Genomic DNA, 20,020 nt, shown 5'->3' on the forward strand with positions numbered 1-20,020 from the left:
CCATGACCGATACCGCCATGACCAACACCGCCGCGCTTGCTGCTGAATACCGCGCCGCCCGGGCCAAACGCGCACGGCGCGCGGGGCTGCTCAAGCACATCTTCCTGATCGCCACCTCGTTGATCATGGTCTATCCGCTGATCTGGATGCTGGCGAGTTCGCTCAAGCCGGACAACCAGATCTTTGGCGATCTATCGCTCTGGCCGAGCCGTTTTGAGTGGAGCAATTACTGGCAGGGCTGGAATGCGCTACCGGTCAGCTTCACGCGGTTCTTCTGGAACTCCACCGTGGTCACCGTGCTCTCGGTGATCGGCAATGTCATCTCGTGCTCGTTTGCCGCCTACGCCTTTGCCCGGCTCGAATTCACCGGCAAGACCATCTGGTTCGCGCTGATGATGATGACGCTGATGATCCCCTACCACGTGGTGCTGATCCCCCAATATCTGCTGTTCCTCAATCTGGGCTGGGTTGATACCTATTTGCCCCTGATCGTGCCCAAATTCCTGGCCGGCGACGCCTTCTTTGTCTTCCTGATGATCCAGTTCTTCCGCCAGTTGCCGCGCGATCTGGACGAGGCGGCGATGATTGATGGTTGTTCGCCGTTCAAGATCTACTGGGCCATCATCATGCCGCTGTCCCTGCCTGCCATGGCGACGGCGGCGATCTTCAGCTTCATCTGGAGCTGGGAGGATTTTCTGGGGCCGCTGGTCTATCTCAACGACATGAACGACTACACCGTGCCGCTGGCGCTGCGCATGTTCACCAGCCAGGACAGCGTTTCGCAATATGGCCCGATGTTCGCCATGTCGATCCTGTCCATCCTGCCCATTGTCATCTTCTTCGTCATCTTTCAGCGCATGATCATCCAGGGCATCGCCATGAGCGGGCTGAAATGATGGCCACACCCATTCGGATGTCCGCACCCCCTCCCCGCCTCCCCCATCGAGGGGGAGGTGCTGCCTGGTGGTTGGTCCACCATCCAGCCACCCCCTTTTCTTCAAGGACTAACCCATGGCCTCCGTCACCCTCAGCGATGTGCGCAAATCCTATTCCAGTCTGGAGATCATCCATGGCGTCAATCTGGACGTCAAATCGGGCGAGTTTCTCGTGCTGGTGGGACCCTCAGGCTGTGGCAAGTCCACCCTGCTGCGCATGATTGCCGGGCTTGAGGAGATCACCGACGGCACGATTGCGATTGGCGATCGCATCGTCAACGATCTCCCCGCCAGCCAGCGCAACCTCTCCATGGTGTTTCAGAGCTATGCGCTCTACCCCCATATGAGCGTGCGCAAGAACCTCGCCTTCGGGCTGGGCAATCTGCGCATGCCCAAGGACGAAATCGCCCGCCGGGTCGCTGACGCCGCCAAAATCCTGCAGATCGAGGAATTGCTTGAGCGCAAGCCGCGCCAACTGTCCGGCGGGCAGAAGCAGCGCGTTGCCATTGGGCGGGCCATTGTGCGCGAGCCGCAATTGTTCCTGTTCGATGAGCCGCTCTCCAATCTCGACGCCGAATTGCGGGTGCAGATGCGCGTCGAGCTGGCCGGGCTCTACAACCGGCTGGGCACCACCATGATCTATGTCACCCATGATCAGGTCGAGGCCATGACCATGGCGAGCCGCATCGTGGTGCTGCGCGGCGGCAATATCGAGCAGGTCGGCACGCCCTATGAGCTGTACAATTTCCCGCGCAACCAGTTCGTGGCCACCTTTATCGGCTCGCCCAAGATGAACATCATCGCGGCCAGCCATGCTGACGGTCAGGCCCATCTGCCCGATTTTGGCGACATCGCCCTGCCTCTGGGCACTGTTGCCCCGGGCATGCTCTCGGTGGGCATCCGCCCCGAACAATTCACCATCGGTACGACCGGCGACCGCACCGCAACCGGCACCATCACCCTGGTCGAATATCTGGGCAGCGAGATCTTCATCTACGTCAAACTGGCTTCAGGCCAGACCGTTCTGGTGCAAGCCTCCGGCAAGGCCCAGCACAGGCTCGGCGAAACCATCGACATCGCGTTCACCGCACAGAACGCGCATTATTTCGATGCGGATGGGCAGCGGTTAGGGATGTTTGATTGAGGGGAGTTGAGACGGGGATCGGCCCGCGACGCCCAATTTGATATCGATGCGCGCCGCCTGATCTTTGCGGCCTTATGTATCAAACGCACCAAGCCGGTGTCTCGCCATGCCCCCGGCGCTGCTGGGTGGTCTAGTCACCTCGGTTGTTCTTACCGCTGGAGTTTATAAAGGGGGTGCCATCTGGGAAGAACGACAGATGCCCTCGCATCATGAATCGACGCTTGCGACCGAATACGTCCCTGTATTTGACCAAGCCGCCGACGACTATGAAGTATTCGTTGTTGATAAATGCTGCGCTAGCTTCCTCGCTGAGTGGAACAGCACCAGTACAAGCTGCTGTATAGGCCTCCCCGGACCAAGCTCCATTCGGTCGCTAGTGACGAAGGAGCCTTTACGAAAAAACGCCTTCTCAGGGTCGCTTCCTCCAACTGTCAACAAGGACAACTGGATACGCTTGGCTGGGGTTTGCCCAGTATTCACGAATACCGCTTCAATCCGTGTGTTTTTGCCAACGCCAAAAACGGCAACCCTGACTTCGCGAACGCTGATGTATGCTCTGAGCTGCCTCTCGGCAGTGTCGCGGGCAATTTCATTGGATTCGATAGCAGCAGTTGCCGTGCGTTCGGTTTCTTTGAACGTGTCTCGGAGAAGGCGGATGCCATACAGGCTAGCGCCGGTAGCGACGATGGCAAAGAGAGACATAATCCACTGAGCCAGCCCATCGCCAAAGTACAAGAAATCGTCCGGACAGATGGTAGAGCGTTGCTCTACGCCTTGCTCATTTACATCGGAAGAAGTGTAGCAGCCTACCTGATAATTTGCCTCGTGACGGGCGTAGAGCCCTATCAGCGAAACAAGGATAATCGCCCCGACAAGAAATCCTAGAATTATGAGTGCAGGTCGGTCGTCTCTATAGCTGCTAGACATTGCAATAAAACGCCGCCGTAAATTCGCCCCTGGAGAGATTATTCCGCACGTTGGCCTCTTTCCCGTCAACGCCTATTGCTGCGAGGCAATAAACTAGGCCGGCATAATTCACGATTCGCGCGTGAACATAGCCTCAACGTGTCACCGCCCCTCCCCCGCCACAGGATCATGCGGTGTCTTGAACCAGTAGAACGGCCGCTGCAGCAGTTCGCGCAGGGCGTTCAGGGTCGCGCCGGTGATGAGCAGCCAGTAGACCGGCAGCAGCAATTGGGTGCCCAGCAGGCGCAGGTTTCTGGTGCGGGCCAGGCCCAGCGTGATGATGGCGAAGGTGCTGGCGTAGCCCAGCACCAAAACGCCGGAGTAGAACACCGCCCAGTTACGACCATCAAACAGCGGCGTGCCCATGGCCAGTTGCAGCGCCAGACCAATGGTCAGCCCGCAATGGAGCAGCGGCGCCACGATCATGCCGAGCACCAGCACCTCGAACACCAGTGTCGGCCCCCAGCCCATTTCGGCAACCAGTTTTCCCGGATTGCGGTTGTGGACGATGAAGGTCTGCATCCAGCCTTTCATCCAGCGCGTGCGCTGACCGCGCCAGTTGCGCAGGTTGAGCGGCGCGTGTTCGCGGGTGTTGGAGGCCAGCGTCTCCACCCGCAATCGCAGCTGTAGCGCGCAAGTTCATTTGGCATCGCGCGCAAGTTCATTTGGCAGCAGTTTGAACTGCTTTTTGGACCAGGCTCCAACAGTGTTCGTCGGATTGACCACTGCAGTACCGCGGCTTGCTTCTTGTTCCCGTCGCTAAGATCAGAGAGGCTAGGGTACCTGCGCGTCTGTGGCTTGTCTGAGATATATCGACGCGCAGAATAGCACCACAAACAGCGGGGCAAACAGCGCAGGGTTCCACCAAGAACTCACGAGGAACCCCATCACGCTCACAGCGATTATCATCTCCGGTTTGAAATCACTTCTGATCAGCGCCCGCAGGCTTTGAGCCATATGCACCGCGACACAAGCCAAAAATGCTAGCAGTCCAAGGAACCCAACCTTGTGTGCAAGCGAAATGTAGCTCAGTTCGAACGCATAGGTGAATATCGGATCACGCGCGTAGCCAGAACCGAGCGCAGCGCCAAGTCCATGGCCGAATAGGTTTAACTCAGGCAGCATTGCCGCCAGTTGCTGCGACCGCGGGCTACCGCTCTCGATTTCCATTTCGATAGACTGTGCGACCGCCTGCCCCACTTCCGCGGTCCCGCCTGAGCTGAGCATCGCGAGAAACAGACCGCTCATCAGAAAGCCAATACCCAACAGAGTAGCCCGAATAAGCAGCGACCATCTTGGGATTAATGCAACGCCGAGGAACAGCATGGTCACGGCCAGCGCGGCATAGAACGCCCTCGACCCGCTGTAGAACATGCAAACGAAGATCGCGGGGGCCAGCAGAAAGTGCAGCTGATTACCGTCGCGGAAGACGACAGCGCGGCCAGCGATCAAAAGCATCACGGCAATCGCGGGAATTGTCGCAAGATAGTAGTGATAGCGGAACGTCATTAAGCCGATGGAATCCACGGTGCCTTGAGGGTTTACCGTCAACAGCAGATACGTGACCATGTAGACAAAGCCGACGCTACCCAACATCAACGCACCCACCAAGAGTCGAGGGTTCGGCTTCAGCAGCACCATCATACCGTACACGAATGGGAACAGCGCCATGCCGGCGAAATTCCGGAACACCATCCCAGGAGCGGTTCCACTGACTAGGCCCAGAAGGACGCCATACGTCCAGATGGCGAAAAGACAGAAGGGCAATGCGCTGAAATCTCGCCAAGGAATGCTTCCACCACGACGAAGAAACAGCCCGGCACCCCCGATCAGAAAAATCAAAGTGGCGGCATATGCAACGTCGCTGACAAAGCGCGGATTATGATCAAGCGCACCGACCATCATCAGGAACAAGTATCCCGGCACCCAGTACTCGGTAACGCGATCCAGAATTTTGTGACGTGACACTGGCATCCCCTATACGGTCCAAGGCTCGTTTAGCCTATGCGACTGCACATCAAAAGACCCCGTTTAGCAAACTACCGACCTAGTTGCGTTGATGGCACAATGCCCAACCAAGCGATTTAATGAGGCATGCCATTGTCTTGGGGATTGAATGTCATGTTAGGCTATGGATAAGTCCAGCGGTGAACAAAACTAGCCTCATAGCAGTCATTGCTGCGGTCTTTTCTGCTCTCGCTGCACTGTTAAGTGTCGGTCTTGTCCCCCAATTTTGGGGTACTCAATACAAGATTGTTATCTTGGCCGGGCAGTCAAACGCTGTTGGTCGCGCCCCAATCCTGCCCGAGTGGCGAATCGACAGTTTGGGCATCTCGCAGTTGGGAAGGTTCGGCGATACAAACCTGACCATTATCCCTGCTGTTGAACCATTGGCGCATTGGGACTCTAGCGGAGCGGCCTTCGGTCTCAAGGCGGTCAGCTTGCTGCGCGGCATCGAAGGCGGCGACATGCTGATTGTTCCCGCTGCTATGGGCGCCAGCGGCTTTGTCGACAACATGTGGACCGCCAAAACCGGGCCGCTCTATGTCGATCTTGTTCAGCGCACGCGATCCGTCTTGAACCGATACCCAGGCTCGACCATTCGCGCTGTTCTATGGCATCAGGGCGAAACCGAGTGGGAAGAGTCCGCAGACGGTTATAACGCGCTGTTCCCGCAGCAGATGACAGAGATGGTAGCGGCACTTCGCGAAGACCTGCCCATCGCTGACACCCCGTTTGTCATGGGCGGGACCGTGCCGGCTTGGTCGGATCGACAAACGCCAAATGCCAACGCTGTCCTCGAACGGATTGCTGCGGATATCGGTGCTTGTTTCGTGTCTTCAGAAGAACTTCTGCCTATGGCTGATGGCATCCATTTCGAACTAGGCAGCCAGATCCGGCTGGGCCAGCGATACTTCGACGCGATGCAAAACTGCTAGAGCAGATCGAGCATCGCCGGGGCGATCCGATCCGCGCCAAGCGTTAGCTGCCCCGCCGTTGCAAGGTGAACCTTTTGTTCCGGATCGTCTGTTCGAAAGGCAAGGCCTTCGGCTGATACACGGGCCATGTTGAGGCCGGTCAACACAATTCCCTCCTGCGAGGCGGTGACATCGTCCCAATAGGGCGCGCTCGCGAGCGAAGGGTTATCGCAAAGGGAAACGAACACCACCGGGATAGACACGCCAAGATCCGCTCGGAAGTCACTGACGAACAGTAGGAAATTCTCGTCCCATGCTTGAGCAGCAACCAGTGAAGTCTGCGCTTCGGTTTCGCCCTGGTAGAAAGCCATCCCGTCGATTGTGCCACCCTCAGACAGCACCAGGCGCGCCCTGTTCAATAGCCCACCATAGAGCGACGACCGCAGGGCGCTCTTTTGCCACTGCGAGATTGACGAGCCACCATATGCGCCATTGACCAAGTTTATGCCCACGTTGGGAAGCAACCCCGCAAGAGCATTGGCAAAGGCCATCCCAAAGCCGACACCCGCTCCCGGATAGGTAGGCTCAGCCCCAGCCACCCAAGCGTTGGAAACCCGCATCCTTGTTCTGCCCGACCGAGGAAATTCAGCCCCGGTTAGATCGGCGGTAAAACCTCGCCCCTCGGCATTGGATTGGCCGGCGATAAGAAACGTTTTCCACGATAGCGGTAAACTCTCAGGCAGCGCTGTTGAGATTATCAAGATCAATTCCCCAGCAAGAGGCCGACAGCGAGCAGCTCGGGCGCTTTGTTATTGGCAGTGGTCCATCGCCACTTGCAGCTCGTGCCAGAAGTGATCCCGCTAATGTCAGCTCGCCCTGACGCATAGAGTTTCGACCCATCAGGACGCGCATACTTTTCGATCAAAGTCAGCGCTCCGTAGGCTGCACCATTGCGCGAAACGCTCATGATAAAGTCCGTATTCAGAACTGCCGTTTCCAGTTTGGCGAAGGCAAACAGCATCGCCCATGTCGGAGGAGTGGCAAGCGTCATGGCCACGCTGGAGACTATGACATTGTTGCTACCTGATATTTGGGTTGCGCGGGTGCCGATGCGATTGCCGCTATCCTCTGTGAAGGTGACGCCTGCTCCTGTCGCCGTCCCTGTGTAGTAGAGCCGGGTGCCTGACCACACGAGCGATGCCATGGTCGTGGTCTTGACGGCAACATAGTAGTCGCCGCTTGCAGGGACGCTATAAGGGACAGAAAGCGATTTGTCGGTCCATCCATCAGCCCCTATTGTGTAGGTGTGGCTTTCGCTGACAACAACGTCATAGTTGCCGGGGCTGTTGCGCTTCAGGATCATCATTGTGACCGTCTGAGTGCCCGCGCGAGCCATGAACCCCAGCTTAGTGCAGACCTGACTATTGTTCAGCTTCCACGACCTGTCGCCCATCGTGAAGGTGGTGAAGTCGGTTGGAGTTGAAAACGGCCCTGCGCTAGCTGGCGTAACCGTGGATGGGGTTGGTTTGAGCTTGCCCACCACCGAACTGTCGAGATTGGTCGCGCCGGCAACGTTAACATTCGTAAGGGTTCCGAACCCGTCAAATATGCCGTTACCGTCAGGACCGGCAAGAATCGACCCGCCCGTTGTGCGCTCAACGGCTTCCATATTGGTGACGGAGAAGAAAGTGAGCAACGAGTCTTCTGTGACATCCGCCGAGACAATAGGGGCGGTTGGATCGGTGATATTGACCGCAATACCCTCGCCAGCGACGATCTCCCCAACGGTGCCAGTACCGCCTGGACCTCGCACGTCAGCGGCGTCTTCGATGATCGCGGTGAAGGACCCATCGCCCTTCAGATAGTCCCCGACATTGGCGGTCGGCGCTGCGCCTTCCCCGCCAACATAGCCAGAAAGCTGCCAGACGCGGCGTGCGCCGTTAGATACCATGACCATCCGGGGCGACCATCCTTTGTCCCCTTGATCGCCTTTGGCACCCTGCACGCCCGTGTAGAGGGCAGCCAGCTCCCAATCAGGTCCAGCAATCAACCTGACGACGCCGCTTCGTCCGATGTAGGCTGAAGAATACAGAGTGCTGAGGTCGGTGACGAAGACTAGATAGCCAGCAGTTTCGCTCTCATAGACTGCTAGCCCCGAGGGATCGGCAGTATCTGCGTCCGTAATGAACCCGTCGCCTCGGTCGCCCTTTGGCGAAAAGAAGGCCATCAATTCTTCGTCGGCCACAAAAGAGCCCGAGCCCCCAACATAAGCCCACGACACCTTCCGATAGCCGCCGCCATCGACGATGGTGCCGCTGACCTTGAACAAGTGGCGAGCGGATGGATCGGATAGCGACCGCAGCGACAAAAAGCCTTTAGTGATCGAAGAACTGTCGTCCCAGGTGTCTATTTCTACATCAGCTGCAGCGCCATCGCCGTCCAAATTGTCGAAATACCCCAAGGTCGCGCTTGCGATACTAGCATGATCGATTGCCATATAGCCGGGCCCAGGAGCGGCGTCTGTCGTGTTGGCGCTGAAGCGCACCAGGAAACCCCTGCCATTGGCTTCGATTACGGAGATCTGCGCGAACACTTCCGCCGCACGCTTATTAAGCGTTGCGGTAGCGACTTGGTCCGGCGAAAGCTGTTCGATCTCGGCCGGATGGCTAGCATTCGTCGCCTCGGCATAAACACGCGTGAAGACGCCATGCGAGGTGTCGGTGAGCTCCTTGACGAAATAGCCGAGGCCATTGACGACGATCGAGGCCCCGACCACGCAGTTCAGGGGAGTGAGCGGCGCGCCCGTCCAGGTAAACGTGTCGAGACCGTTCTCGACGGCAACGGTGCCAGTCAGGGGCAAAACCATCTTGGCTGTCTCCTAGGATTTAATGTGGCCAGGCGTGATGAACACGGTCCCACGCCACAGTGATGAATAATTGGAGGTGTCGACCAGCGAGCAGGCATTGGCCTCACCGCGGCGCTTGCTGATGCTTCCGCCAGTGCGCGTGTCCAGCAAAAAGGCAGGCCATGCGTTTGGATTGCTGCCGTATGTCCAACCACGTTGGATACCGCCGGAGCCAGTCGATTGACTATTGCCGGGCGCCCAATAACCTTGGTTGCCGATATCCTCTACCGACTGCTTCCGTCGTAGGTAGATCCCGTCTCCAGAGCGCTCGAAACGGAACATGCGGATAATCGGCCCCAACCGCTCAACCTCGCAGGATCCGCCGTTGAGCCAGGTCCGTTCGCCGTCCGCCAAAGACTTTGCGATCGTTTTGCCAATATAGGTGGATGGCTCCACGACACGGCTCAGCTCCACGTCGATTTCGAAGTGGTTGACGCCCGTGGGGAGAGTTGCGATCGGGCCGGTAAGGCCGCTGTCCCATTCTTGCGGAATTATGCTGGCAAAGGATGCGCACCAGGACTGCGCAAACGTTCCGGCGGCGTAGTCAAGTCCATAGGCATTATCCTTGGCAAAATCGGGAAATGACACGTCGAAATTGATCAAGGTGCTCGTGTAGCCTGGTAGCAGCAATAGGGGCGCACGAGTTGTAGCCCAGCGAATATCGCTGCCCTCGGTGTGGTAGATTTCGCCGCCGCTTTTGAACACTGGCATGACTACAAACCCACCGTGACGAAAGGTGGAGCCGCCATACTGCCGGTGTAGCCGACTTCCGTCGTCAGGACGCCACCACTGGCAGTTCGCTTCTTGCCGTTGGCGATGTCTATGGTCGGGCCGCCATCCATAGAGAATGCCTCGTCCCCGACGCCCGTGCGGCGGAGGTATTTTCTATCCGAGCGGATCACCCCGCGGGCCACATTTAGAAGGCCTGCCAATTTGCTGAACATCGGCAGTGCTGGCGTTGGTGATGCCTGCCGAAAGACATAGAGCCGATAGGTCTGATTGTGTGCGGGCAGCGTCGCGTCTTTGGCCCAGGCTTGCTCCCGAAGGTAGACTCCGGTTGTAGTCACGTAGACCGAAACGCTGCGCCAATATGAGGTCGTATCCTGGATCTTTTGCCCGGCGTTAATCACCGCGCCACCGATAGTCACCTTTGCTCGCGGCTTGTAACCCAGGCCGTGGTTAAAGAGGAGAATGTCTGTCGTCCGCGCCCCGCTTGAAGCGTGAATGATGAGGGTGTTGACCCCTATGGGGGTAGTGGCGGTTGCCAGGGGTGTATGGCCAACGGTGACGTCGGTCGGATCTGCGGTCAGCTCGAATTGATCAAAAGTGGAGTGCCAGGTCACCTTGTCGAGATGATTGATCGGGTCTTTCATGGGCGCATTACGCGGCGCGTTGATATCCCGTTTACTGCCCCCTCCGGCCGTCTCGGTGAAACAGGCAACGACGTTGGTGGTTAGATTGCTTCGGATGGTCTTGTTCATACCGTCACCCGAAACTGAAGTCGCCGGCCGCATCGAGCATGCCGGTCAAGCCGTCGATGGTCACTGTCGTTCCGTCCAGGCTCTTGAGCAGCTCGAACCGTAGCTCTTTGAGCACCAGCGAACCGGTCGCTGCGTCGAAGCGGAAGGCATTTGAGGTGTTGATGCCATCGGTCACCAGAAGGCGATCGACGTTGATCAGCAGGTCCCGCTTGATCACGCCAGCATCAAGATAGGTCTTCACATAGAGCCCGCCCTCGCCACGGTCACCGTCATGCTCGATGGCAGTCATCAGCGCGATCGCCGAGGACACTCCTGTTTCGCTGGCCACCACGTCAAAGGAGATCAAGCCTGTGGCTAGGCTGTTCTCGATCTGCGCTACCACTTGGGTCAGCGCCATTGCGAAGGCAGCGTTGTCCTCCACGCGTGCAGCTTCTTCACGGATGACCGCTGCAATCGACTTGCCGATCGCGGCGGCAAGTACGTGGCTCCTTTTGCGGTTGGTGGTGCTATCAGTAAAGCCTGCGGAGGCCTGTTCGGCCTGTTCTCGCTCCAGCTGGGCAATGCGCGCCGGAATGTCGCCGACAACCCCGTCGAGCCGATTGCGGGCCTCCTGCACCAGCTTTTCAATCCCGACGCTATTGTCAGGGATATCGAGGGGCACGGTCAGGGCGCCACTTGTCGCCAAGAATGGATTGGTCGGCACGGTTATCCGGCCATCTCGTCGAATCGGGAGCGCGTAGCCGGTATAGTCAGTTGCCGGCGCCACCGGGCCGCACAGCCTGGTCGATGCCAGCTTGGCGCTGGCAAAGAAGTCCTCGCGGTCATTAGCCTCGGTACCGGCCACGGGCCAGATGCGTATCATGACCTGGTCAACATTGGGATCGGTGATCGGTGTCCAGGTCGCCTTGAGGAAGGGCAGCACGGCGCCGCCGCTCTCACGACTATAAGCGGTGACATTGAGGCCGGAGACGGCGATGGTGCGATCCGCCGGCGATTGGCTGGCGCCGGGCTCGGCCGGCAGATCAACAAAGCTGTCGCCCGAGGCCGGGACTATGGAATTATGCCATTCGGTCATCGTGATGGTGACCCCGCTCTTGTCTGGCAGCGGATCGGCCCTTTCCACGATCATGAGCGTTGAGCCCCATTCGCTCTGCCGGGTAAATGCATCACCGGGTTCAAGCACCAGGGCCTTGGGCGTGAAGGTCTCGACGCGCATGGCCGGGTAGAGCTGCCGGCGCAAGGCAATCTCGGCGCGTAGTTGGGCACGGGTTTGGACGTGCTCGTAAGGCTGGTTCATGACCGCCGCGCGCCGGCCGCCGATTAGGCTCTCCAGTTCGACATCGATGCGCGGGGTGAACGGCGCCTCGGCCCAAGCCAAATCCTGGCTGATGAACTGGCCGTGCCACATTGTCCTTTTCTGGCTGACAGAACCCTTGCGATCAGCACGGATCGGTTGGCCGAGAACACGGTCGATATCGGCCAGCGTCAATGCTGGGACCATCTGTTGGGCTGGCAAGGGAACATCGGCCCCGCCGCGCTTGAACGAAGACCCGCAATAGGCATCCTCGAGCTGGCGCAGCACGGCGAGTTTTTCTTCATCGTCCGAGATCTGCCGTCCGAAGGAGAAGACCGGAAAGGTCGTATCGCTGATCGGGTCGTAGAAGGTTTCGTCGCAGCGGTTGGCGGCGGCGGTATAGCCGGCCAGGTCGCAGCTGAGGGACGAGAAGCCCTGGCCGAGCAGGCGCACCCCATTAGACCAGATACCGCGCCGGAAATTGTAGCGGATGACGACCGGGTTGCTGGAAAACACATAGGTCGCCTGGTCGCCCCAAACCGCGCCTGGCACGCGCCAATCGTGCAGCCGCAGACCGCGCCAGACAGAGCCAAAGCGCGGAATCGTGTTGCCGAAGAAGGTCTCATCATAGCGGCAGGTGATGATCATATAGGCGCAGCCGCTGACCTTGTGGTTCGCTGTCCAGCGGCCGGTAGGGTTCGACTGCGCCACCAGCTCGGCATCGGCTGTCTGCCCCGGTGCGCCGGTGTAGTGCTTGACCCAGAGATAGGGGGTGCCCTCACGGGTAAACTCAGCCACCGACTGGCCACGCGGGTCGGCGTTGGACCCAGCTAGGGTCACTGGCTTTTCATCGACCAGGAAGTATTGGAGACCATCGTGCCAGCCATGGCCGGTCTTGATGACGAACTGGACGAACTCATTGTTCTCCCCAAACTCGTTGATGAACAGCAGCTGGCCACTGGCACGGCCGAGACCGAAAATACCGCTAACGGCAACGGCCTCACCCACTTCTAGCTCAACCGAAAGGCCGGACCTGGCCGTGACCTGCTGGGTCTTTTGTGCCTGCTGCGGACGGAATACATTGGCCAGGAGCGAAGCCCCGACGCCAATAGCCAGATTGATCGCGATGTTGCCGATAATGGGTGCAACTGCTGGCATCAGACTGCCCCGATCGCAAAGCAGCGCTTAAGACGCTGGGTCGGCACATAGACCGGTCCGCGCGGTCCCTTGCCCATGGCCCGATCACCCAAAACGATCAGTGTGGATAGCCAGGGCTGGCCATAGACCGACTGTTCCAGGACGCCGCAGTCGCCGCGACGCGCGTAGGCGATATCGATCGGCGGAAACGCCGCCTCTAGCGCCTCTTCAACGGTTCTAAAACCGGCCTTTAACAGCAACTTCATGGCGCCGGTTTCGGTGCTATAGCGGCGCAGGCCACGCATCGGGTCCACTCCGGTCATACCCCTGGCGAGATCCGCAGCGATGATCAGGCAGTCGGACGAGTGCCAGCCGAAGGGCAGCTCGGCATGGTGGGTCATGATCTCGACATAGGCCCGTTCCCAGCCAGGCAGGCGCGGCGCAGTCAACCGCTTCACCATCACGCCGCTCCCTCAATGCGGCCGAAATTGATCTTCTGCATCTGCCGGACGGTGGTGCCGACGTGCTCAAACGCCAGATCAGTGGGATCAACCAAAGCCTGAAAGGCTGCGTTGGCGGTTTTGCCTTCCACGTCGCGCTGGGTAATGTCGGGCTCTTCAAGCACCAGTGAGCGCACAACGTTGCCCTCCTGGTCGGTCTCGATCGGCATGGCATCCATTTCGCGGACGGCAACCTGTTCGCGATAGATCGGCAGCCCGCTGGGCCCAATCCAGAAGATCGACAGCACGGCTGGGCGGCCCTGCCATGGCTCCTCGTCGATCGTGGCGCGCACGTCATCATCAAAGGTGTTGACCGGCACGTCCGAGCCTTCGGCCATATAGGTTTCAAAGACGCGGGCAGTGATCGCCTGGCTCTGCGGCCCGAGCGCATTTGCTGGCACGTCCAGGCTTACCAGGGAGCCGCCACCATAGAAGATGGCCGGAGGGGCGCCTTCGCCATCCCAGGGAGGCAGTACGCCCAGGGTATCGTCCCAGCCGAATTGCCCCCGGCCGCCAATGAACAGGCGCACGACGCCACTATCGAACACCAGTTCGATGGCATCACGATAATCGACCTGGCCGGCGTCGAGCATATCGAGCAGCTCGCTATCGAATGGCTTCACCGCAGCGCCTCCTGAATTTCGAAGGCGATCGGACTGGGTCCGTAGCTCTCGCCGGCACTGTCACGCCAGCTTTCGGGGACGATCATGAAGCGCATCTTCGGGTCTTCGAGCACAACGGCCGCAGCAGGCGCCAGCACGCCGATTGGCAAGCGCGGCGTCAGGGCGATCGACTGGCTGATCGTGCTGGAAACGACAAGGTCGGCCGAGATCCAGCGGTGAATGATGATGTCGCCCTGCATGATCGAAAGACGGTCGCCGCGCTGCAGCACCAGGCCGTTGGTCAGCCCGGAAAGGACAATGGTGCGCAGATCGGGCACATCGACGAGGCTGGCATTGCCAACCATCGGCCAGGTCCCGGCCGTATAGTAGCGTGGCATGCGGTGCCGGGGATGAACCCAGTCAACGCGCAGGTTCAGCTCAACCGTATTGTAGAGCCAGGCTATCAGGCTGGCGCGTTCATTATCGCCGCTCGAGCTCAATGGGCCCGAGGTCAATCGGCCGCTCCAATATGGATCGGCCCGCCGCGAGGTGATGACCAGACCGCCTTCGGAACGCTGGGTGTTGATGCCAAGCACCGGCAATGCGCCGATACCGGAAAAGCCGGTGATGGGAAGATCGACGGCCATCAGGCAGCCCTCGCCCGGCGCTGCACATCGGCAAGGGCGGCTGGCAGTTCTTCCATGCGGCGGCGTTCATTGTCTGCCATCAGTCGAAGGGCCTGTTCTTCGGTGAAGCCGGAGCCGTAAAAATTATAGGTGGCAGGCAGCGAATACTGACCGCCGCCCATGTTGAGGGTGCCACCCTTGTTGATGGTCTCTAGCAATTGGCGGTTCTGCGCCGCAGGACCCGCGCGAACGACAAATTCTTCTGCGTGTACAATGCCGCGAACCTGTCCATTCGTGCCGCCTGTCCAGCCGCCGGTGTCGAACGATCCCCAGGCCGAAGCACCACCACCCAGGAACCCGGTACCGCCCGCGCCAAGGCTCAATGGATTGCCGCCAAATCCGCCGCTGATGCCGCCCATGATGGCGTTGAAGATCAGGTCAAAGGCACTGTTGGCCGCCAGAGCAAGTGCGTGGTCTGCGATACGATCAAAGGCATTGGCGCCAGCATTGCCCAGAACCGTCAGGGCATCAGCGCCATCTCTGGCGCCAGACTTGAGGTCACTGAAGAATGAGCCGAAGACACCCTTGCCGAACTCATAGGTTTCAGAGAGCGACCTAGTGCGCTCCTCGGCCGTGGCGATGGAGGCCGCATAGTGGTCAAGCTCGGTAATCTGCTTGGGTGTGAGCCTGATGTTGTCGTTGACGGCCTTGTTCTGCAGCTCCTGCGCAATCGTCAGACGCGCCACACTTTCACGTGTCATGCCGAGTGCGCTGGCCTCAACCTCGGCCATGCCAATCCGCTGCTGCGCCGTGCGTATGAGGTCGCGATACTTCTCGGCGGCCTTTTCGGCCCCTGTTTTGGCACCTTTGGCGGTCGATGAAATCCGTTCGATTGATGTCGCAACGCCTTCGCTGAACGTGGTGCCCAGGGCGTCATCAAGACCCTCTGTCGCGATCTTGGATAGTTCCAGATTGGCGCGCATTTCCTTGAGCTGGTCATTGATCGGATTGGCGTCGATCAAATCCTGCGTGGTCTTGAGCAAGTTGGCCTGCTGCGGCGAACGAACGAACTGACCGACCCTATCATCGGCATACCCGCCGGCAATCGGGTCAAGAACGCCATTCTGCGTCTTGGACTGCACATCTTTGGCCAGATTGCGCCCAGCGATTGTGAGTTCAGCCTCGCCAACGGCAATGGCCGCCTTCTGCCGCTTCAATTCCAGCTCAAGTAGAGACTTCTTGGCGTTAAACTCACGCTCCGAGTTTGCGATGATCGCTGCTGATGCAATCGACTGGTCCTTGGCGGTGCCGCGTATGGCCTTGGCATAGGCGTCGGTGATGCCCTGCAGCTCGGAAATTCTGGCTTTAATCGAGTCGATTGGCGCGGCCTGTTCGGCAAGCGCCTGGGTGACGCCGTCAATCCCATTGGCCGCCTTGCCGCTGGCGCTGATCCACCCCATCATCGCCTGAATACCTGTGGCACCGAGCGTGACGGCGGCAATGGTCAAAAGTGATACTGGGCTGAGCACAGAGGCAAATGCAGCACCTAGCGTCTTGACGGCATCGGTCAGCTTCATGGTGCCAAAGACAGCGGCAAGCTGCGTGCCCTGCTGGAGCCCGATCATCCGTGGGTCCATACCCATGCCGGCCGTGACCCCAATGTCCTGAAATTGGGCGGCGGCGTTGGCGGTGTTGAAGTTGTTTCTGCCGGCTGAGTGGTGAGCCAGCGCGGCCTTGTTCTCGTTCGCTGCCTGGCTGTTCTGGCGCAAGGCGGCGGTTGTCGCCAAAAGGGCCATTTCCTCACGGCGAATCGCTGCCGCAGCCTCCGACGCACTGATCGCTCCTAGCTGCTGGGCGCGATGGATTTCGCCCGACAGCGCTACAAACTGCTGCTGCGCGGCAAACACGGGATTGAACCGCGCGCGCAACTGGTCGAGTTCGCGGCCATAGGCGGCGATATCGGCTGATCGTGCTGCACTGTTGAAATTGTCCTGGACGCCGAGCGCCGAATTGACGCCCGATGCCCTCAGAGTACCCGCGCGCTGCTGCTGCTCGGCCATGCGCGCAATTGAGGTAGCAGCCGAGCCCGCCGAGGCCTCGATCTTGCCGAACTCCTGCCTGATCTGATTGGCCGAAGCGATGCCGCTGCTGCTGTCGAGCGTAAACTTGGCCGATATGACGAAGGGTTTTGCCATTAGCGCTCGATCTCCCCGAACACGTCCAGCGCCGCGCCCTCCATGACCAACAGATCGCCAAACAGAGCATCGTCGTTATCGCGGGCGCCGCGCCGGCGCATGATTACGTCGACACCCTGGTAATCCAGACCAAGCCAGATCAGGACACCAGACATGCCCACGCTTATGACCCGCCACTGGCTCTGGGCAGCCAGGAACAGATCGAGGGAAGCGGCATTGATGTCCCAGACTTCGAACAAATCTTCCTCCTGCTCTATTGGTGCGACGGGTACTTTGAGGGCAGCAAAGCCACTGACGTCGACAGGGGCCGGTTTGGCTGGGTCATTTCGCTCCTGCAGCGCGAAGACCCAGGCCCGCGCTGCAGCCTTCAGTTTCCCAGTTCGGCAGCCCGGCCGGTCAGCGATTCCTGGTAGGCCGAGTAAAGGCCGATGCGATACCAGCTGTGCAGTTCCAGCATCTCGTCCAGGAGCGCCGGCGTGAACGCGACCGGCTTGTTGTCATCGCCGATCACCTGGTCATCCCAGCCGACACACACCTGGCGCAGCATGTCGTGCTGGCGTGCGTTGCGCTCAGCTTCTGGGAGCGCCGCGATCTCGGCATCGAGCTTTTTGGCTTCATCGAGCGGCATGGCGCGGAAGGTCATATTGAACCGCTGCTCAATGATGGCGCCAGCCTTGTCCGGGTCAGGCACGTTCACCTTCACTGGCCAGGGGTAGATATGCTCGCGGGTCAGTTTAAACTTCATGGAAGGCTCGCTTCTAAGAGGCCCAAAAGGGCCATTTAACGGATGGTGAGAACGAACTCGTCATTGCCCGCCACCGGGGTGAACATCAGCGGCAGCGAGTAATTAGCGATCTTCTGGGTCTCGCCCTGGTTGACGCGGCCAAGTTGGACGCCATCAGCAGCCAGTTCGATGATGTTGCCGACCGTCAGACCATGCTGCAGGGCAAGCGCGCCCTTGGTGTGGGCCTCGGCCAGGGCGAACCAATTCTTGGTCGCCAGCGACGTAGCCTGGACGACAGCCGTACCGGTGGACATGCGGTCGGAAAGCTTGATGCTCTCCTCGCCAATCAGGAAACGCGGCTCGATAGTTGCGGCCAGATCGACGTTGATGCTCTCGGCAATCGCGGCCCAGCCGAACAGCGACATCGTGGTATTGGCCTTGTTCACCGGCACCGGCTTGATGAAGGCACTCAGATCCACCGTGGGCAGAGCCGTGTCGGTGATCGTGCCGGACAACCCGGTGAAGTTGAAGGTGATGCGCGGGATCTGCTGGGGCACCAGCGAAATGCTGAACGTTCCACGGCAGCCGAGCAGGACGTGCAGCACGCCGTCCAGATTGTAATAGATGGTGGCCGCTTCAAAGCCGCCCGAAACCGGATTGTAAGCGACGTCGGTCAGAGCGGTGATGACCTCGGCCATGCCGCAAGCGCGCAGCAGCACGCCATAGGCGGGCACATCGCCTGCAGCGCCCGCGCCAGCCAGTTCGACCGACCCCTGCAGTGTGCCGTGCGTGCCGGTCAGGATCACGCCCTGGTGTCCCATATAGGGCAGCAGCAGATCTCGCGAGACCTCGCCGCCGGCCATCGGGTTAACCGTGACATTGTTGAACTGCATGGCATTGGCTGCGCCGGTTGGCACAGCGTCGGTACCATAGGCGACTTCGATCTTGGCAAGTGCTGCCATGTTGCGCACAAAGCGCGCGGTGCTCTCAGCCATGGTTACTCGTCTCCCTGGACGGTCTCAGCCGCCGGTTCAGTCTTTTCGGTTGCTGGCGCCGGGCTCAGGGCACCGGTTGCCTTGTCGCGGATCAAGCTGCCACCACTGCTGGGCAGCACGCGCGCTGGTGTCTTTGCTGTCGTGGCCTTGGCCATCAGGCGATCTCCATCAGGTAAATCGGGGCGGAAAAGGTGTCGGCCCACCACACCACGCCATCGGCTGCCTCAAGCACGGCGCCGCGCAGATGGGTAATGGGATCGGCCATATCGGTGGGCACAAAGCCGATCAGGCGGCCTCGGCCATAAGCCTTGATGACTTCGAGCGGATCGGCCACATCGCCACCGTCTGCATCACCCAGATGCTCCAGGACATAGACCACTGTCACGTCGCGCTCAGCGCGCTGCAGCACCGGGCCAGTCATGCGCTCATTATCGGCGCTCTCTTCCTCGGACACGAACACATAGGCCACCGGCAAGGTTGCGGCCGGACGATCCTTGACCTGGGCAAATGAGGTCGCGCCAAGCACCACGGTGAACGGCGTGCCATCAGCGCCCAGGCGGGCCTTGAGCTCGGGGATCGTACTCACTGGCCGGCCTCTTCGCGCAGATAGTCAGCGATGATCAGCGGCACCTGCTCGCGGTCATAGGCAGAGATGCCCAGGAACGGGCGTGCCGGCATATTCACCTTATGGCCCGCAATGGCAGCGACCCGGCTTTGGGCATTCTTGGTGCCCGGACGAACGAAGCGATTGCCCTTACGCCGGATATTCTTGAGGTGCACCGTGGCTGTGCGCGCGGGCATGGTGATTGTGCCACCCAACTGGTGGATGCGGGCGTAGGCGAGGTTGCTGCCCCACTCCAGCCCGTTCGGCAGGACGTCGTAGCTGACAGACTGCTGCAGCCGGCCGGACAGGCGCAGGATATGGTCAAAGCCCCGGCGCCGGCCACGGCCAACGCGCTTGGCAGCCGTACGGGGCGATAGCGGTTTCCACTTGCGGCCATCGGGTCCGGTCTCGGTTTCAAAGGCACGGTGGGTCGAAAACACGAAGTGAGCGCCAAGCCGGTGAAAGGCCTCGACAGGATTGCTGGCGGCCCGCTCAATACGGCCGAGTGCGTCGAGCGCGTCGCTATCGTCGATCGAGAAGGAAACCCCGGCCATCAGAAGTCACCCAGCTTGTCGCGGGTGAAAACACGGTTGGGCGTGCTGGTCTTGATCTGGCCGCCACCGGCGGCCGCAATGATCTCGCCCGCGCCTTCGATGACGACGCTGCCCTGGGAGACTGCTTTGAGCCAACGCAGGGCATCATCATAGGCCATACGCACCGGGCTATCCTTGCCGGCTGCTTCGCCATGCAAGAGGAACCAGGTGATGTTGATCGCATAGGTGGTGAGCACCTCTGGCACCGCCACGGTCAGCGGTAGCTCATACTTCTTGGCGAGGTAGGAGTTGATCAACGAGACGGCGTCCTCGATCCGCTTGGTGACTGTCGTGCCGTCGATCGTGCTGGCCGGTTTGTTGACCCGGTCGGTGAGCTGAACAAGCTTCGTCGTTCCGAACCGATCGACCAGATCCTGTTGGCTGCAATAGGTCATGATGAC

23 protein-coding genes are annotated in these 20,020 nt (G+C 59.7%); 3 read left to right on the top strand and 20 right to left on the bottom strand.

What is annotated here, in order from left to right:
* Positions 1–2 precede the first annotated feature (2 nt).
* Both AC0L37_RS15095 and AC0L37_RS15100 read left to right on the top strand, forming a co-directional pair.
* A complete protein-coding gene (locus tag AC0L37_RS15095) occupies positions 3–896 on the top strand; it encodes a carbohydrate ABC transporter permease (RefSeq protein ID WP_212659609.1) in 894 nt (297 codons plus the stop codon).
* Positions 897–1,011: 115 nt separating this feature from the next.
* Complete coding sequence (locus AC0L37_RS15100) at positions 1,012–2,079, top strand: ABC transporter ATP-binding protein (RefSeq protein ID WP_282222789.1); 1,068 nt, start codon at positions 1,012–1,014, stop codon at positions 2,077–2,079.
* Positions 2,080–2,343: 264 nt separating this feature from the next.
* On the opposite strand, the gene AC0L37_RS15105 is transcribed toward AC0L37_RS15100, so the two are convergent.
* The 4 genes from AC0L37_RS15105 to AC0L37_RS15120 all read right to left on the bottom strand — a co-directional run bounded on the left by AC0L37_RS15105 (position 2,344) and on the right by AC0L37_RS15120 (position 5,013).
* Positions 2,344–3,006, bottom strand: a complete 663-nt coding sequence (locus tag AC0L37_RS15105; RefSeq protein WP_282222788.1) for a hypothetical protein — start codon at positions 3,004–3,006, stop codon at positions 2,344–2,346.
* A complete protein-coding gene (locus AC0L37_RS15110; protein WP_282222787.1) occupies positions 2,999–3,118 on the bottom strand; it encodes a DUF6471 domain-containing protein in 120 nt (39 codons plus the stop codon). The genes AC0L37_RS15105 and AC0L37_RS15110 overlap by 8 nt, the downstream gene beginning before the upstream one ends.
* A 29-nt stretch (positions 3,119–3,147) precedes the next feature.
* Entirely contained in the window at positions 3,148–3,663 is a 516-nt protein-coding gene (locus AC0L37_RS15115) for a glycosyltransferase family 2 protein (protein WP_282222786.1), read from the bottom strand.
* A 156-nt stretch (positions 3,664–3,819) separates the two neighbouring features.
* A complete protein-coding gene (locus tag AC0L37_RS15120; RefSeq protein ID WP_282222785.1) occupies positions 3,820–5,013 on the bottom strand; it encodes a hypothetical protein in 1,194 nt (397 codons plus the stop codon).
* Positions 5,014–5,192: 179 nt separating this feature from the next.
* Between AC0L37_RS15120 and AC0L37_RS15125 the strand changes: the two genes are divergently transcribed.
* Positions 5,193–5,984, top strand: a complete 792-nt coding sequence (locus AC0L37_RS15125) for a sialate O-acetylesterase (protein WP_282222784.1) — start codon at positions 5,193–5,195, stop codon at positions 5,982–5,984.
* Here AC0L37_RS15125 and AC0L37_RS15130 read toward each other — a convergent pair.
* From AC0L37_RS15130 to AC0L37_RS15205, 16 genes are all read right to left on the bottom strand, one after another.
* Complete coding sequence (locus AC0L37_RS15130) at positions 5,981–6,730, bottom strand: sialate O-acetylesterase (RefSeq protein WP_473313237.1); 750 nt, start codon at positions 6,728–6,730, stop codon at positions 5,981–5,983. The genes AC0L37_RS15125 and AC0L37_RS15130 overlap by 4 nt on opposite strands.
* Positions 6,727–8,829: a hypothetical protein gene (locus AC0L37_RS15135; RefSeq protein WP_282222782.1), complete on the bottom strand. Its 2,103-nt coding sequence runs from the start codon at positions 8,827–8,829 to the stop codon at positions 6,727–6,729. The genes AC0L37_RS15130 and AC0L37_RS15135 overlap by 4 nt, the downstream gene beginning before the upstream one ends.
* Before the next feature lie 12 nt (positions 8,830–8,841).
* Complete coding sequence (locus tag AC0L37_RS15140; protein WP_282222781.1) at positions 8,842–9,579, bottom strand: hypothetical protein; 738 nt, start codon at positions 9,577–9,579, stop codon at positions 8,842–8,844.
* Between the two features lie 2 nt (positions 9,580–9,581).
* A complete protein-coding gene (locus tag AC0L37_RS15145; protein ID WP_282222780.1) occupies positions 9,582–10,349 on the bottom strand; it encodes a hypothetical protein in 768 nt (255 codons plus the stop codon).
* Between the two features lie 4 nt (positions 10,350–10,353).
* Positions 10,354–12,801, bottom strand: a complete 2,448-nt coding sequence (locus AC0L37_RS15150; protein WP_282222779.1) for a hypothetical protein — start codon at positions 12,799–12,801, stop codon at positions 10,354–10,356.
* Positions 12,801–13,241 (bottom strand): DUF6950 family protein, encoded by a 441-nt coding sequence (locus AC0L37_RS15155; RefSeq protein ID WP_282222778.1) that lies wholly within the window; start codon positions 13,239–13,241, stop codon positions 12,801–12,803. The genes AC0L37_RS15150 and AC0L37_RS15155 overlap by 1 nt, the downstream gene beginning before the upstream one ends.
* Positions 13,241–13,903: a hypothetical protein gene (locus AC0L37_RS15160; protein WP_282222777.1), complete on the bottom strand. Its 663-nt coding sequence runs from the start codon at positions 13,901–13,903 to the stop codon at positions 13,241–13,243. Before AC0L37_RS15160 ends, AC0L37_RS15155 begins: the two co-directional genes overlap by 1 nt.
* On the bottom strand, positions 13,900–14,529 hold the full coding sequence (locus AC0L37_RS15165; RefSeq protein ID WP_282222776.1) for a hypothetical protein: 630 nt from the start codon (positions 14,527–14,529) through the stop codon (positions 13,900–13,902). The genes AC0L37_RS15160 and AC0L37_RS15165 overlap by 4 nt, the downstream gene beginning before the upstream one ends.
* On the bottom strand, positions 14,529–16,703 hold the full coding sequence (locus AC0L37_RS15170) for a phage tail length tape measure family protein (RefSeq protein ID WP_282222775.1): 2,175 nt from the start codon (positions 16,701–16,703) through the stop codon (positions 14,529–14,531). The genes AC0L37_RS15165 and AC0L37_RS15170 overlap by 1 nt, the downstream gene beginning before the upstream one ends.
* Positions 16,703–16,942, bottom strand: a complete 240-nt coding sequence (locus tag AC0L37_RS15175) for a DUF1799 domain-containing protein (protein ID WP_282222774.1) — start codon at positions 16,940–16,942, stop codon at positions 16,703–16,705. The genes AC0L37_RS15170 and AC0L37_RS15175 overlap by 1 nt, the downstream gene beginning before the upstream one ends.
* 128 nt (positions 16,943–17,070) lie before the next feature.
* Positions 17,071–17,448, bottom strand: a complete 378-nt coding sequence (locus AC0L37_RS15180) for a hypothetical protein (protein WP_282222773.1) — start codon at positions 17,446–17,448, stop codon at positions 17,071–17,073.
* A 35-nt stretch (positions 17,449–17,483) separates the two neighbouring features.
* Positions 17,484–18,422: a phage tail tube protein gene (locus tag AC0L37_RS15185; RefSeq protein ID WP_282222772.1), complete on the bottom strand. Its 939-nt coding sequence runs from the start codon at positions 18,420–18,422 to the stop codon at positions 17,484–17,486.
* A gap of 2 nt (positions 18,423–18,424) precedes the next feature.
* On the bottom strand, positions 18,425–18,577 hold the full coding sequence (locus AC0L37_RS15190; RefSeq protein WP_282222771.1) for a hypothetical protein: 153 nt from the start codon (positions 18,575–18,577) through the stop codon (positions 18,425–18,427).
* On the bottom strand, positions 18,577–19,008 hold the full coding sequence (locus AC0L37_RS15195) for a phage tail terminator protein (protein WP_282222770.1): 432 nt from the start codon (positions 19,006–19,008) through the stop codon (positions 18,577–18,579). The genes AC0L37_RS15190 and AC0L37_RS15195 overlap by 1 nt, the downstream gene beginning before the upstream one ends.
* Positions 19,005–19,580 carry a phage virion morphogenesis protein gene (locus AC0L37_RS15200; RefSeq protein WP_282222769.1) on the bottom strand — a complete coding sequence of 192 codons (576 nt, stop codon included), beginning with the start codon at positions 19,578–19,580 and terminating at the stop codon, positions 19,005–19,007. Before AC0L37_RS15200 ends, AC0L37_RS15195 begins: the two co-directional genes overlap by 4 nt.
* Positions 19,580–20,014, bottom strand: coding sequence for a gp436 family protein (locus AC0L37_RS15205; RefSeq protein WP_282222768.1), 435 nt, complete (start codon positions 20,012–20,014; stop codon positions 19,580–19,582). Before AC0L37_RS15205 ends, AC0L37_RS15200 begins: the two co-directional genes overlap by 1 nt.
* Positions 20,015–20,020: the final 6 nt, after the last annotated feature.

This window comes from Devosia sp. J2-20, from assembly GCF_055808475.1.

Bases quoted from the DNA above. Each gene is read 5' to 3' on its own strand.
- AC0L37_RS15095 (WP_212659609.1), top strand. From the start codon at position 3: ATGACCGATACCGCCATGACCAACACCGCCGCGCTTGCTGCTGAATAC.
- AC0L37_RS15100 (WP_282222789.1), top strand. From the start codon at position 1,012: ATGGCCTCCGTCACCCTCAGCGATGTGCGCAAATCCTATTCCAGTCTG.
- AC0L37_RS15105 (WP_282222788.1), bottom strand. From the start codon at position 3,006: ATGTCTAGCAGCTATAGAGACGACCGACCTGCACTCATAATTCTAGGA.
- AC0L37_RS15135 (WP_282222782.1), bottom strand. From the start codon at position 8,829: ATGGTTTTGCCCCTGACTGGCACCGTTGCCGTCGAGAACGGTCTCGAC.
- AC0L37_RS15140 (WP_282222781.1), bottom strand. From the start codon at position 9,579: ATGCCAGTGTTCAAAAGCGGCGGCGAAATCTACCACACCGAGGGCAGC.
- AC0L37_RS15145 (WP_282222780.1), bottom strand. From the start codon at position 10,349: ATGAACAAGACCATCCGAAGCAATCTAACCACCAACGTCGTTGCCTGT.
- AC0L37_RS15150 (WP_282222779.1), bottom strand. From the start codon at position 12,801: ATGCCAGCAGTTGCACCCATTATCGGCAACATCGCGATCAATCTGGCT.
- AC0L37_RS15155 (WP_282222778.1), bottom strand. From the start codon at position 13,241: ATGGTGAAGCGGTTGACTGCGCCGCGCCTGCCTGGCTGGGAACGGGCC.
- AC0L37_RS15165 (WP_282222776.1), bottom strand. From the start codon at position 14,529: ATGGCCGTCGATCTTCCCATCACCGGCTTTTCCGGTATCGGCGCATTG.
- AC0L37_RS15170 (WP_282222775.1), bottom strand. From the start codon at position 16,703: ATGGCAAAACCCTTCGTCATATCGGCCAAGTTTACGCTCGACAGCAGC.
- AC0L37_RS15180 (WP_282222773.1), bottom strand. From the start codon at position 17,448: ATGAAGTTTAAACTGACCCGCGAGCATATCTACCCCTGGCCAGTGAAG.
- AC0L37_RS15185 (WP_282222772.1), bottom strand. From the start codon at position 18,422: ATGGCTGAGAGCACCGCGCGCTTTGTGCGCAACATGGCAGCACTTGCC.
- AC0L37_RS15190 (WP_282222771.1), bottom strand. From the start codon at position 18,577: ATGGCCAAGGCCACGACAGCAAAGACACCAGCGCGCGTGCTGCCCAGC.
- AC0L37_RS15200 (WP_282222769.1), bottom strand. From the start codon at position 19,580: ATGGCCGGGGTTTCCTTCTCGATCGACGATAGCGACGCGCTCGACGCA.
- AC0L37_RS15205 (WP_282222768.1), bottom strand. From the start codon at position 20,014: ATGACCTATTGCAGCCAACAGGATCTGGTCGATCGGTTCGGAACGACG.